At 68.1% G+C, this 12,477-nt stretch carries 13 protein-coding genes; 4 read left to right on the top strand and 9 right to left on the bottom strand.

The annotated features are described in order from the left end of the window. Positions 1–113, bottom strand: a 113-nt coding sequence (locus AB0O89_RS10950; RefSeq protein ID WP_363497556.1) for an AsnC family transcriptional regulator, incomplete at its 3' end; no start/stop codon positions are given. Positions 114–250: 137 nt separating this feature from the next. On the opposite strand from AB0O89_RS10950, the gene AB0O89_RS10955 reads away from it, so the two are divergent. Both AB0O89_RS10955 and AB0O89_RS10960 read left to right on the top strand, forming a co-directional pair. After that, on the top strand, positions 251–1,666 hold the full coding sequence (locus AB0O89_RS10955; RefSeq protein WP_363497400.1) for a DUF6421 family protein: 1,416 nt from the start codon (positions 251–253) through the stop codon (positions 1,664–1,666). Positions 1,667–1,708: 42 nt separating this feature from the next. After that, positions 1,709–2,773: an aminotransferase class I/II-fold pyridoxal phosphate-dependent enzyme gene (locus tag AB0O89_RS10960; protein ID WP_363497403.1), complete on the top strand. Its 1,065-nt coding sequence runs from the start codon at positions 1,709–1,711 to the stop codon at positions 2,771–2,773. A 20-nt stretch (positions 2,774–2,793) separates the two neighbouring features. On the opposite strand, the gene AB0O89_RS10965 is transcribed toward AB0O89_RS10960, so the two are convergent. The 4 genes from AB0O89_RS10965 to AB0O89_RS10980 are packed head-to-tail and all read right to left on the bottom strand — an operon-like array spanning position 2,794 to position 7,256. Next, positions 2,794–4,308, bottom strand: coding sequence for an alpha-L-arabinofuranosidase C-terminal domain-containing protein (locus AB0O89_RS10965; protein ID WP_363497406.1), 1,515 nt, complete (start codon positions 4,306–4,308; stop codon positions 2,794–2,796). 4 nt (positions 4,309–4,312) lie between these two features. Then, entirely contained in the window at positions 4,313–5,395 is a 1,083-nt protein-coding gene (locus tag AB0O89_RS10970; protein ID WP_363497409.1) for a Gfo/Idh/MocA family oxidoreductase, read from the bottom strand. Beyond that, positions 5,368–6,075, bottom strand: a complete 708-nt coding sequence (locus tag AB0O89_RS10975) for a ThuA domain-containing protein (protein WP_363497412.1) — start codon at positions 6,073–6,075, stop codon at positions 5,368–5,370. The genes AB0O89_RS10970 and AB0O89_RS10975 overlap by 28 nt, the downstream gene beginning before the upstream one ends. Beyond that, positions 6,072–7,256, bottom strand: a complete 1,185-nt coding sequence (locus AB0O89_RS10980; RefSeq protein WP_363497415.1) for a Gfo/Idh/MocA family oxidoreductase — start codon at positions 7,254–7,256, stop codon at positions 6,072–6,074. Before AB0O89_RS10980 ends, AB0O89_RS10975 begins: the two co-directional genes overlap by 4 nt. Before the next feature lie 90 nt (positions 7,257–7,346). Here AB0O89_RS10980 and AB0O89_RS10985 point away from each other — a divergent pair, with 90 nt between their 5' ends. Next, a complete protein-coding gene (locus AB0O89_RS10985; protein WP_363497418.1) occupies positions 7,347–8,411 on the top strand; it encodes a LacI family DNA-binding transcriptional regulator in 1,065 nt (354 codons plus the stop codon). Here the strand turns inward: AB0O89_RS10985 and AB0O89_RS10990 are convergent. The 4 genes from AB0O89_RS10990 to AB0O89_RS11005 form a co-directional block, all read right to left on the bottom strand. Continuing rightward, the gene (locus AB0O89_RS10990) at positions 8,365–8,856 is read right to left on the bottom strand and encodes a bifunctional nuclease family protein (protein WP_363497421.1); all 492 of its coding nucleotides are present in this window, start codon (positions 8,854–8,856) and stop codon (positions 8,365–8,367) included. The two genes, AB0O89_RS10985 and AB0O89_RS10990, sit on opposite strands and share 47 nt — an antisense overlap. A 30-nt stretch (positions 8,857–8,886) precedes the next feature. Next, entirely contained in the window at positions 8,887–10,158 is a 1,272-nt protein-coding gene (locus AB0O89_RS10995; protein WP_363497424.1) for a cell division initiation protein, read from the bottom strand. A gap of 68 nt (positions 10,159–10,226) precedes the next feature. Then, positions 10,227–11,069 (bottom strand): ATP-binding protein, encoded by an 843-nt coding sequence (locus AB0O89_RS11000; RefSeq protein WP_363497427.1) that lies wholly within the window; start codon positions 11,067–11,069, stop codon positions 10,227–10,229. Between the two features lie 13 nt (positions 11,070–11,082). Then, entirely contained in the window at positions 11,083–11,751 is a 669-nt protein-coding gene (locus tag AB0O89_RS11005; RefSeq protein WP_300591396.1) for an NUDIX hydrolase family protein, read from the bottom strand. 22 nt (positions 11,752–11,773) lie between these two features. Here AB0O89_RS11005 and AB0O89_RS11010 point away from each other — a divergent pair, with 22 nt between their 5' ends. Then, entirely contained in the window at positions 11,774–12,430 is a 657-nt protein-coding gene (locus AB0O89_RS11010) for an alpha/beta hydrolase-fold protein (RefSeq protein WP_300591394.1), read from the top strand. The last annotated feature ends 47 nt before the right edge of the window (positions 12,431–12,477 follow it).

Below are 12,477 nucleotides of genomic sequence, written 5' to 3' on the forward strand. Positions count from 1 at the left end.
CGCGCTTGCACCGCGGACACCGACAGTCCGATGGCCGCCGAAAGGTCTGCGAGGGTCGCACGCGCATCAGCGGATAGTGCGCGCAGGATGCGGGCATCGGTGTCGTCATCCAGACGTGGGGGAAGTGATTCCGCAACCATAGTGGCAACACTAGCCGTCGCAACCCTCCGAAACCGGAAATATTCCTGCGCACAGGCAGAGAATGCGGAGAAATATCTAGGATCGTCAGGACCAACCGTTCGGAGGCCTCATGTCGACCCTGTCGTCCCCCGCACCCCTCGCTCCTCCCGAGCTGGCCGCGTCGATCGAAACCTGGCCGGCCTGGCGCGAGCTGAAGACCGCAGCCGAAGCGTTGCATCCGCTGCAGGTCGCCGACGGCTCGATTCCGGATGCCGCGCATCACGCCGCCGCCCGCGAGAACGTTGCAACGATCGTGCGCGCCATTGATGAGCTGGCACCCGCCTTCGCGCATGATGCTGCCTACCTCACCGCACTGACCGGCGACTTCCGCCGCTGGAGCGAGAGCAACTTCGGCATCCCGGACTTCCTCGACTCGCTCGTGGAGTTCCAGCCACAGCAGCATCGCGTCGACGGCATCCGTCACCTCGTCGTCTTCCCGATGTACACGCAGAACGGGTCGAGGCAGCGCCACGTCGAGGCTGTGCTGGTCGAGGCCATCTGGCCCGCGTTCATCGCCGAACTCGAGAGCACTGACTACGGCAACGCCCTGTTCGTCTCGCTCCGCCTGATCGACTTCACGTCGGGCTACGACACGAACTCGGCTGTGCTCTTTCCCGAGACCGTGGCTATGCGCGAGATCCCGACCTTCACGTGGGGTGGGATCTTTCAGGACCGTGAGGCAGCCCGCTACCGCCGGGTGGTGCGCGCTGCCGCCGAGATCACCAAGCTCGAGCTCCCTGCCGATGCCGCGCGGATGCTGGATGACGCCGCCCTCGCGGAGCGCACGTTCGTCATGTGGGACCTCATCCACGACCGCACGCACATGCGCGGAGATCTACCCTTCGACCCGTTCATGATCAAGCAGCGGATGCCGTACTTCCTGTACGCGCTCGAAGAGCTGCGCTGCGACCTCACGGCGTTTCGTGAGAGCGTGCGGATCCACGACAGACTCCGCCGCCGCAGCGACCGTGGCGAGACGCTCAGTGCAGCCGAAGAGGAGTCCCTCGAGCACGCGCGACTGGTGCAGTACGCCGTCGTGTTCGACCGCATCTTCCGGTTCGCCATCACGGGCTCGCGGGTGCGCAACTACGACGGGCTCGGCGGACAGCTCCTGTTCGCGTGGCTGCACCAGCGCGGCGTGCTCCACTGGACAGACACCGCCCTCACGATCGACTGGGAGGCGGTTCCCGACGCCGTCGTCGCCCTGGCCGACAGCATCGACGAGCTGTACTGGGCCTCGATCGACCGCCCGAAACCGGTCCACTGGCTGGCGGCCTACGACCTCATTCGCGGGACGCTTCCGCCGCACCCCGCCTCGCGCTGGAACCGGGGACTGCCCGACGACGTCCTCGCCGGCCCGCTGTCGGGCTACACGGATGCCGTCCTCGACGACGAGTTCCCGCTGTCGATGTTCTACGAGGCGCTCGAGAAGAAGATGCGCCCGGTGATCGCCTCGACGGCCGGCATCCGGGCTGGCGACGCATGACCTGCTCACCGGGCGCGTCCGCGCGAACCGTAGGCTGAGACGGTGACCAGCACACCCGTCCACGCCCGCGGCTTCGCTTCCGACAACTACTCCGGCATCCATCCCGAGGTACTCGCGGCGATCGCCGCTGCGAACGTCGACCACGAGCCCGCGTACGGCGCGGACTCGGTCACCGAACGGCTCCGCGGCGTGTTCGCTGGTCACTTCGGCAAGCCCGTCGAGGTGTTCCCCGTCTTCAACGGCACGGGCGCGAACGTCACGGCGCTCCAGTCGATGCTGCCCCGGTGGGGAGCGGTGATCGCGGCATCCACGGCACACGTCAACAGCGACGAGGGCGGAGCACCCGAGAAGGTCGGCGGCATCAAGCTGCTCACGATCCCGACTCCCGACGGAAAGCTCACACCCGAGCTGATCGACACCGAGGCCTGGGGGTGGGGTGATGAACACCGCGCCCAGCCGCTGGTGGTCGCCATCACCCAGTCGAGCGAGCTCGGCACGCTCTACTCGCCGGCCGAGATCCGGGCGATCGCCGACCACGTCCACGAGCGCGGGATGCTGCTCTACATGGACGGCGCTCGCATCTCGAACGCCGCTGCGGCCCTCGACCTCCCCTTACACGCCTTCACGACGGATGTCGGGGTCGATGTGGTCAGCGTCGGGGGCACCAAGAACGGGGCGCTTGCCGCCGAGGCGATCGTGGTGCTCAACGACTCGGCGTCAGTGGGGCTCCACTACCTGCGCAAGATGAACATGCAGCTGGCCTCGAAGATGCGGTTCGTCTCCGCCCAGCTCATCGCGCTGTATGAGGCCGATCTGTTCCTACGAAACGCACGGCACGCCAACGCGATGGCGGCGCGGTTGCGGCGTGGGCTCGAGGAGGCCATCGCCGCCGGAAGCATCCGCGGAGTCGGGTTCACCCAGCAGACCCAGGCAAACGGAATCTTCGCGACCCTGCCGGCGGGAGCCGCCGACCGCGTCCGCGAGAGCTTCCGGTTCTACGACTGGGATGCCTCAGTCGGCGAGGTGCGCTGGGTCTGCAGCTTCGACACCACCGAGTCCGACATCGACACCCTGATCGAGGCAATCGCCCGCGCCACGAACGCCTGAGACGCGTCGCGCGGGGCCGGTCAGGCGAGGTCGAGCTCGACGGTTGCGAAGGAGTGAGCCGGAAGCCGCACCGAGAGCACGCCGTCAGCAATTCGCGCTTCCAGCGGCACCGGCGCGACCCGGTCGGGCGCGCTCGGGTCGTTGAAGTCCGATGCGGTCTCGGCGGTGAGCACCCGCGCGCGGGCGACCGAGGCTGCACGGCCACGCAGGTCGATGCTGACGTCCAGCTCGTCGTGTGCCGACAGGTGGGTGAGCGAGATCAGGGCCGTGCGGTCCTTGACGGATGCCGACAGTGACAGCAACGGCAGGTCCTCATCCGCCACCGTCTCGCTCGGCGTCTCGAGGATGTGAGATCCCAGCTGCAGCGCATCCTGGTGTCCCTTGTTCATCTCGAACACGTGGTAGGTGGGTGTCAGCACGAGGCTCTCGCCGTCGGTGAGGATCATCGCCTGCAGCACGTTGACGGTCTGAGCGATGTTGGCCATCGTCAGCCGGCGCGCGTGCCGGTGGAAGATGTCGAAGTGCAGGCCCGCAACGAGGGCGTCACGCACGGTGTTCTGTTGGAAGAGGAATCCGGGATTGGTGCCCTCCTCGACGTTCCACCACGTGCCCCACTCGTCGCAGACGAGGTCGATGCGCCCGCGAGGGTCGTAGGCGTCCATGAGTGCGACGTGGGAAGCGAGGATCCGCTCGATGCGTGCGGCGTACGCCATCGTCCGGTAGTACTGGTCATCGGTGAAGCCCGCGGCATCCTCGGTGTTGATGCCCGTTCCCGAGTGCGTGTAGTAGTGGAACGAGATCGCCTGGTAGACGGGATTGTCGTCCTTCGTGCAGCCGAGGCAGTTCACCGCCTCCATGAGGGCGCGGGTCCAGCGCAAGTCACCCTCGTTGGCGCCGGCGGCGATGCGCGTGAGCTCGTTGCCGCCGTGGTTGCGGCAGAAGGTGGCGTAGCGGCGGGCCTCTTGCGCGTAGTGCTCCGGCGACATGTTGCCACCGCATCCCCATGCTTCATTGCCGAGGCCCCAGAACGGCACCTTCCAGGGCTCATCGCGGCCGTTCTCGCGCCGCAGACGCGCCATCGGGCTGTCATCATCGCGCGTGAGGTACTCGACCCACTCGCTCATCTCCTGCACCGTGCCGCTGCCGAGGTTCCCGTTGACGTAGGGGTCGGCCCCGAGCATGTCGCAGAGGTCCATGAACTCGTGAGTGCCGAAGTGGTTGTTCTCGATGACGTCCCCCCAGTGGGTGTTCGCCATCCGGGGACGCTGATCACGCGGACCGATGCCGTCGCGCCAGTGGTACTCGTCGGCGAAGCATCCCCCCGGCCACCGCAGGTTCGGGATGTTAACGGCGCGAAGGGCCTCCACGATGTCAAGACGGATGCCGCGCTCGTTGGGGATCGGTGAGTCCTCGCCGACCCAGAACCCGTCGTAGATGCAGCGGCCGAGGTGCTCGGCGAAATGCCCATACAGGTGGCGGCTGATCGTAGCGCCGGTCACGTCGAGGTCGATGACGGCGCGTGCGGTTTCGGTCATGGGATCATCTCCAGTCGGATGCGGGGGTCAGCGGAACCAACGCCGGTCGCTGCACCGTGGTCGTGAGGGGGAAAGAACAGTTCTCTCGCGCAGAGCGCAGCAGCCCGGTCATGATCTCGAGGACGTGCAGAGCAAGGGCTCCGCTCGCGCGGTCGGCCCCGGTGCGGACGTGATCGATGAGCCCGATGCCGCGCCCAGCGCCGCCGTAGCCTGCCGACGGGGCAACGGTCTGCCACTCCGCTGCTCCCAGCATCCGTACCTGCACGTCGCCCTCGAACATGTTCGGGTCGGGAACCGCGATCGAACCCGTTTGCCCATGCACCTCAATGGGCGCGGCGTGCGTGGCGACGCTGTCGAAGCTGAAGACCACTGTCGAGATGGCACCACCCTCGTGTCGCAGTGTCCCCGTGACATACGTGTCGACCTCGACGGGGATCTCCTGTCCAGCCCGCGGCCCGGAAGCGATGATTCGGGTGTCTCTGCTGCGCGAAGACGCTCCGCTCACACTCTCGACGGGACCCAGCAGGTGAACGAGCGAGGTCAGGTAGTACGGACCCATGTCCATGAGGGGTCCGCCGCCCTCGCGGTAGTAGAAGTCGGGGTTCGGATGCCACGCCTCGTGGCCCGGGGCCACCCAGGTTGCTGTCGCTGCGAGGGGCCGGCCGATCCGTCCCGAATCTACGACCTCCCGGGCGGTCTGGATGCCGGTTCCGAGCACCGTGTCGGGTGCACCACCGACCCACGCCTGCCCACGGGCTGCCATGATCTGTTGCGCCTGCGTCAGCGTCGCTGCGAGCGGCTTTTCGCCGTAGACGTTCTTGCCTGTGGCCAGCGCGGCCAGCGCGACCTCGGCGTGAGCCGCGGGGACCGTGAGGTTGAGCACGGTGTCGACGGCGGGGTCTGCCATCAACTCAGCAACGCTCAGGGCGCGGCATCCGGGGATCGTGGCGGCGACCTCGTGGGCACGGGCCTCATCGAGGTCGGCAACCGCGACGAGCGCGACATCGCTCTGCCCGACGAGAGTCTCACGATACTGGGCGAAGATGACGCCGAGTCCGACTACGCCGATGCCGTGCGTGCTGCCCACAGCAGTCCCCTCTCGATGATGGTGCGGACATTCGTGTCCTCGAGGACATCGAGGCTGTGCCCGGGCGTCGCGACGAAGACGCGCCCCGATCCCCACAGCCGTGTCCAGATCGCGGGCGAGGTGATCGGCCGATGCCAGGGGTGGTAGGGCTGGGTCGGATGCGTCGTGGTAGCCAACACGTCGTTGAGGTCATCGTGCAGCACCCAGTACTGCTCGGTGGTCAGCTCGAAGTCAGCGATTCCCGCCGTGATCTCGTGCTCGCGCCCGAGCGCTGTCATCTCGACGGTGTACGGCAGGTCGTTGTCGCTCTGATCGCCCGCGCACAGGTCCGGACTCTTCGACGGATGCGTCGCGAACTGCCCCCCGATCAGCTGCAGGTAGTCGGAACTATTGCGATACGAATCGGCGATTCCCCCGTGCCAGCCGGCAAGCCCGAGCCCTGCGACCACGGCCGCCCGCAGTCCCGTCAGGGCATCCTGCGAGATCTCGGACATCGTGACGCACTGCAGCACGAGGTCGGTATCTGCCATCAGCGCGGCATCCGCATAGATCTCCGGCGAATCCTCGACCCGCACCGCGAATCCGCTGGTCTGAAGGAACGGGATGAACAGGTCTGTGGCTTCGACCGGCCGGTGCCCGTCCCACCCGCCGCGAACGACGAGCGCTTGTCTGGTGGTCATGAGGGTGCTCCTTCCACGGCCGTCATGATGCTGCCTCGCGCCGCGCTGTCTTCCACGGCAGCGAGCACGCGCTGGACCTGAGCGGCCTCGGCGAACGAGGGCGATACCGTCGTGCCGGCGGTGATCGCCCGCACAAAGTCCACGATCTGGTGCGTGAAGCCGTGTTCGTATCCGAGGCCGTGGCCGGCCGGCCACCACGCAGCCGCGTACGGGTGCTCGGGCTCGGTGACCTGGATGCGACGGAAGCCCTGCTCGCCTGCCGGATCGGTGGCGTCATAGAACTCGAGCTCATTCAGGCGTTCGAAGTCGAACGAGATCGAGCCGCGCGAGCCGTTGATCTCGATGCGGTTGGCGTTACGCCTGCCGGTCGCCATGCGGGTTGCCTCGAACACCCCGATTGCGCCGCCTGCGAAAGTGGCGGTGAACGCTGCTGCGTCGTCGACAGTGACGTCACGTCGGGATGCACCCTGAACGGCTCGTCCGCCGAGCCCGACCTGCTCCGTGAGCTCGGGACGATCGGTCACGAAGGTTCGTGTGAGCGCTGACACGGCAGTGATCCGCTCCCCGCTGAGCCACTGGGCGGTGTCGATGCTGTGCGCGCCGATGTCGCCCAGAGTGCCCGAGCCGGCGCGTTCCCTGTCCAGTCGCCAGGTGAAGGGGGCGTCGGGGTCGCTCAACCAATCCTGCAGATACTGTGCCCGGACGTGCCGGATCTCACCCAGCCGCCCTGCAGTGACGAGCTCACGCGCAAGCGACAGCGCAGGGGTGCGGCGATAGCTGAATCCGCACATCGCGACGAGGTCTGGGGCTGCAGCTGCCGCAACGACCATCCGCTCGGCGTCGACGACGCTATTGGCGAGCGGCTTCTCGCACAGCACGTGCTTTCCGGCGGCCAGTGCCGCGAGCGTGATCTCGGCATGCGTGTCACCGGGCGTGCAGATGTCGACGACGTCGATATCTGCACGCGCCACGACCTCCCGCCAGTCGGTCGACGCGGCGAGCGCCCCGAACTCGCGGGCGGCATCGGCAGTGCGTGCCGCGTCCCGCCCGACGAGGACGGCGATCTCGGGGATGGCATCCAGGCTGAAGAAACGATGCGCGGTGCGCCATGCGTGTGCGTGCATCTTGCCCATGAAGCCGGCGCCGACAATGGCGACCCGCAGGACGGGTGGACTCGACATCCCCATCGACATCGCCCTTCTCTCACGATCCGCCCACCACAATGCCAGCGGCCGTGGCGCAGGTCCTCGCTTTTGCGCAAAAATCGTTCCGTGAGTTCCCTCGCCCAGATCGCCGCCGAGAGCGGGGTCAGTGTCTCAACCGCCTCCCGCGCGTTACGAGGCAAGGGCGAGATGACACCGCAGACGCGAGCACGCGTGCTGGCGGTCGCCCAGCAGTACGGGTACTCGACCACCGGCGTGCGCCGAGGGCGACCGCGAACGGGAACGTCGCGCCTGTTCGACCTCGTACTGGGGCGGTTCCACGACCCCTACGCCGACGAGGTCACCGCTGGCGCACACCTCGCTGCAGCGCGCCATCGATTCGACCTGGTCCTCACGGCGGAGCGAGACACCCCCGACGATGACTGGCCCCTGCGGATCCGGGCCCGCGGCTCAGCGGGTGTGGTGCTGGGCCTGATCCTGCCCACCGCCGCCCAGCTCGCCGTCCTGCGCGACGCGGGAATCCCGCTCGTGCTGATGGATCCGCGGGCCGAAGCAGGTACGTCACTGACCAGCGTGCGTACGACCGACCGCGCCGGAGCGGCCGCGGCAGCGGAGCACCTGCTCGAGGCCGGAGCCAAGCAGTTCGTCGTCGTGGATGCCGCACCGTCCTACCGCTTCGGACGCGCGCGCGTGGAAGGTTTCGAAGCCGCGGTGCGTTCGCGGCATCCGACCGCCGTCATCCACCGGGTTCGCGCGGACTGGAGTTCGCCGGGCGCCTGGCGCGCGAGCCTTCCGGCGCTGCGCGAGGCTGCGGCATCCGCGCCGATCGGCGTCTTCGCGATCTCGGATGAGATGGCGATCGGCGTGTATCGCGCCGCCGCCGACCTCGGCCTGCGCGTGGGGCAGGACGTGCTCGTGGTCGGGTTCGACGACGTGCGCGGGGCGAAGTGGGTCCAGCCTGCCCTGACAACTGTTCGCCAGCCGATCCGCGACATGGCGGGAGCCGCGATCGATGAGCTCGTCGCCATCGCCGCCGGCGCAGACCCCCAGCCGCGCATCATCGAGCTGCCGACGACCCTGGTGGTGCGCGGCTCGACAGGGATGCCGGCCGCCGGCCCCGAGGGGCTCAGCCGCGAAAGTCTTCGGGATCGACCTCGTCGAGAAAGCGTTTGAATTCGTCGACTGATACCTCGGCGTCATCCTCGTCGAGCATGTCGGGCATGCCTGCTTCCTCAAGGACGGCGTCCGCGACCCAGATCGCCGCCCCGACCCGCGACGCCAGCGCGATGGCATCCGAGGGTCGCGCGTCGATGACGAGAACCTGGTCGCCGTGGATGATGGTGATCTCGGCGTAGAACGTGCCGTCCGTGATCCGCGTCACCTCGACGCGCGTCACTCGGGCGTGCAGCTGCTGGATCATCACCGACATGAGGTCGTGGGCAAGCGGTCGCGGTGTCACGGCGTGTTCGACGGCGACGAGAATGGATGTCGCTTCCTGAGCGCCGATCCAGATCGGAACGATCGAGCCGGTTGCGGGCGGATCATCCAGAGGCTTGAGCAGGATGACGTGCTGCCCCATCGAGTCCATCGCCACCCCGGCGACGCGTACCTGGACCATGCCGAACCTCCCTCGCGGGCTTCGGCCAGACTACGCGTGCTCGGCGCCGCCGTCTCCGGTGGGGGCGACATCCGTCTCAGCAGCCGCACCCTCGTCGTCGGATGCCTCGAGCGCGGGTGCTTCCGACTGCGCGCTCACCCCGTCGGGACGGATCATCTCCTTGACCTCGGCCATGAAGCTCGTGAGCTGATGCTGCTGCCAGCGCAACTGTCGCGTGCGATCCTCGGCGTCGCGGAGCACTGTGTCGGCATGGGCCGTCACCGCGTCGATGATGCGCTGCGCCTTCTCCCGCGCCCGGTCGAGGTGCTCGGACGCCCGCACCCTCGCGTCGGCCTCGATCTGCTGCGCCTGCGAGCGCATGAGCTTGTCGAAGTCGTCAGCCTTCGCGGTGATCCGCTGCGCATGCTCGAGCGCCGCAGCCACCTGAGCGTTCGCGTCAGTCGTGATGCGCTCGGCGTGCGCGACAGCCTGATTGTGCAGCACCAGGAACTCCTGCTGCGCGTCATCCTGACGGCGCGTGAGCGACTCCTCGAACTCGGCAGCCCGCATCCGCAGCTCACGCACCGCCTCTTCAGCCGCGGCCCGCGACTGCTCGGTCTCTCGCGCGACAGTGGCGCGAGTTGTCGCCGCAGCCTTCTCAGCCTCGGTGCGGATCGCGGCTGCTTCCTGCTCGGCCTGGACGACGGCATCCGCCGACGCCGCTGCCTCGCGCTCGAGGCGAGCGGTGTGCGCCGTCAGCTCCGTCTGCATCCGAAGTCGGATCTGCTCGGCGTCGCTGTTCGCGCGCGCGATGATCTGCGCGGCATCAGCCTCGGCCTCGGCACGACGACTGTCGCCCTCGGCACTGGCAGCCTGGAGCAGCTTGTCGGCCTGGTTCGTGGCGTTGTGAATGATGGTGCTCGCCTGTTCCTCGGCGACCCGGAGCACCTCTTCGAAGTGACGCCGGTTCGGCGATGCGGCCGACCCGTCGGCGAGTTCCTCGGTGAGCGCCGCGATACGGCTCTCGGCCTCGGCCAGCTGGGCGCGGACCGCCGTGAGATCCCCCTCAAGCCGGGCGAGGCGTTCTGCGGCGGCATCCGCGCGCGCGGCGCTCTCGGCGGCGCGCTGCGATTCGGCGGCGAGGTTCGTGGTGAGCCGCGAGACCGCGGCATCCACGTCGTCGCGGTCATAGCCACGGAACACGGTCGCGAAGCCGGCGCCCTGCGACGGCGAGAAGCTGGCGTCCGGCGCTGCATTCATGAGCTCATCGAACGGCGTCGAGAGCGATGCGTCGGTGTGAGCAGATGGAGCGTTGTCGGGCATCCGGTCCTCCGGGACATGCGGGATCAATCTCCCCCGAGCGCACACACCATACCGCGCTCAGATGACGATCAGGTAGCGGGAGGCTTGGGATCGGCCGAGCGTTGCCGTACGCGCCCCCGACCCCAGTGCCGCGCGACGTACTCGACGGCTTCGTCGACTGCAAAAGATCGGGTCGAATTACCTACCCGAACCCACAGCTCCGTCGATGCTCCATCCTTCGCCTGCGTCACGAAAACGGGTCGCGGAGAAGGCGGACACACGATCGCGCAGACCATCGCCCCGTTGGGTGCCGTGGGGAATCGAACCATCGGCAATGCCGCGGCGTTGCGCCCGAGAAGCGTGGAGAGCATGTCGCGCAGCCACAGCTCGAAGCGGTCGGCATCCGGGGTTCGAAGGGTCGCGAGGTCACGATCCAGACCGAACGCCTCGCCGTCGTCGCTCGCGCCGACCACGAGCGTTCCGCCCCCGCTGTTGAGGAAAGCAGCGATGGTCTTGGCGACCACCTGCTCCATCCGCGGGTCCTTCTTGTTCTCCCTGATGTTCCAGCGCGCGGTCTCTTTGAACTCGACACGGTCGGACTCTCCGGCAGCCAGCAGCGCTGCGATGTCGACCTTCCCCGGGTCGCGTCGAAGACCGACGAACAGCCCAGAAACGGCGAAGGCGACCAGGATGCTGGAGCCGAACGCGATCAGCAACGTCAGCGGCGTCCACAGGCGCGCGTCCACGACAAACCACCCGGCGATGAACAGCCCGATCGCGGTTCCCACGACCGAGGTGAGGATCATGACCGAGAGCGACAGAGGGAGGCGTTCTCGAAACAGCCGCCGCATCGCGAGCGCGATGAGGTAGGAGATTCCCAGAGCGATCGGGAGCCCGACGGCGAACTCGACGAGCTGGACGTTGGTGGGCATCGGCACTCCCGCGTCAGCGCAGCGCGCCGACGCTCGCCAGCGCAAGGCGCACGAGCGTTCCCCTGCCACCTTCCATCTCGGCGGCCAGGGAGTCGGATGCCGCCTCCTCCGGCGACATCCACGTGACTTCGAGCGCATCCTGACGCGGCTCGCAGGTGCCGGTCACGGGAACCACGAACGCGAGCGACACCGCGTGCTGTCGGTCATCGAAGAACGGGCTCACGCCGGGAATCGGGAAGTACTCGGCGACAGTGAACGGCACGGGCTGCGGCGGCAGCAGCGGGAACGCCATCGGTCCGAGGTCGTTCTCGAGGTGACGGAACAGCGCATCGCGAACCGTCTCGCCGTAGCGGACGCGCCCCGAGACGAGCGAGCGGGTGATCTCACCGAGCGGGGTGGCGCGCAGCAGGATGCCGACCTCGGTGACCAGGCCAACGCCATCCGTCCGTACCGGGAGCGCCTCGACGTAGAGAATTGGCAGGCGCCGACGCGCTTCGGCGAGTTCGATGTCGGTGAGCCATCCCGGGTTCGAGGCACTGTCGGGTGCGGGAGAACCGAAGCTCCCGTCGCCGACGGGATGCCCGGCGCGACCGAACGAAGCGCCGATCCCGCCGAGCGGATCGCGGGGCGTTCCCTCGTCGTCACGCTCGTTGGGGTCGGGGTCTGGGGTCCGTACCGGCATGTCTCTTGTATACCCTGAGGCCATGAGTGACATCGACACGCCGGCACTCGCCGACGACACGGTCCTCTGGTCCACCGAGCCCGAGGACCGCACAGGACGGCCGCTGCTGGTGCTGCTGCACGGCTACGGCTCCGACGAACGCGACCTGTTCGGGCTGAGGCCGTACCTGCCCGCCGATGTCACGATCGCCGCAGTTCGCGCACCCCTCACACCGCCATGGCCGGCCCCGGGATACTCCTGGTACCCGATCGAGGGGCTGGATGGCCGCGACCCGTCGCGGGTGACGGATGCCGCGCGCCGCCTCATCGACTGGGTCGACGCACTCCCCGGCGACGACCCCGTCGGGCTCCTCGGGTTCTCCCAGGGCGCCGCCGTCTCGATGCAAGCCCTGCGCCTGGAGCCGCACCGGTTCGCCTTCGCCGTGAACCTCAGCGGGTACGTCGCCCCGGGCGACCTCGAGGGCGATGCGGCGATGGCAGAGCGCCGGCCGCCGGTGTTCTGGGGCCGCGGAACGCACGATGACGTCATCCCCCCGGCGCTCGTCGAGCACACGATGCAGTGGCTTCCCGGCCACGCCACCCTCTCGGGCGGCGCGTACCCGGGGCTCACCCACAGCGTCTCGGAGCAGGAGTTGGCCGACGTTCGCGAGTTCCTCGACGCCCAGCTCGCTGCGCTCTAGAGGATCGGGGTCGAGTCCGACTGGTCGGCAAACCGTAACCCGCACGC

This window comes from Microbacterium sp. NPDC076895 (assembly GCF_040687115.1).
In the GTDB taxonomy this organism is placed as follows: Bacteria; Actinomycetota; Actinomycetes; order Actinomycetales; family Microbacteriaceae; genus Microbacterium.

Coding starts and splice junctions, on each gene's coding strand:
- AB0O89_RS10995 (WP_363497424.1), bottom strand. CDS start 10,158: ATGCCCGACAACGCTCCATCTGCTCACACCGACGCATCGCTCTCGACG.
- AB0O89_RS11000 (WP_363497427.1), bottom strand. CDS start 11,069: ATGCCCACCAACGTCCAGCTCGTCGAGTTCGCCGTCGGGCTCCCGATC.
- AB0O89_RS11005 (WP_300591396.1), bottom strand. CDS start 11,751: ATGCCGGTACGGACCCCAGACCCCGACCCCAACGAGCGTGACGACGAG.
- AB0O89_RS10975 (WP_363497412.1), bottom strand. CDS start 6,075: ATGACCACCAGACAAGCGCTCGTCGTTCGCGGCGGGTGGGACGGGCAC.
- AB0O89_RS10965 (WP_363497406.1), bottom strand. CDS start 4,308: ATGACCGAAACCGCACGCGCCGTCATCGACCTCGACGTGACCGGCGCT.
- AB0O89_RS10980 (WP_363497415.1), bottom strand. CDS start 7,256: ATGTCGAGTCCACCCGTCCTGCGGGTCGCCATTGTCGGCGCCGGCTTC.
- AB0O89_RS10955 (WP_363497400.1), top strand. CDS start 251: ATGTCGACCCTGTCGTCCCCCGCACCCCTCGCTCCTCCCGAGCTGGCC.
- AB0O89_RS11010 (WP_300591394.1), top strand. CDS start 11,774: ATGAGTGACATCGACACGCCGGCACTCGCCGACGACACGGTCCTCTGG.
- AB0O89_RS10990 (WP_363497421.1), bottom strand. CDS start 8,856: ATGGTCCAGGTACGCGTCGCCGGGGTGGCGATGGACTCGATGGGGCAG.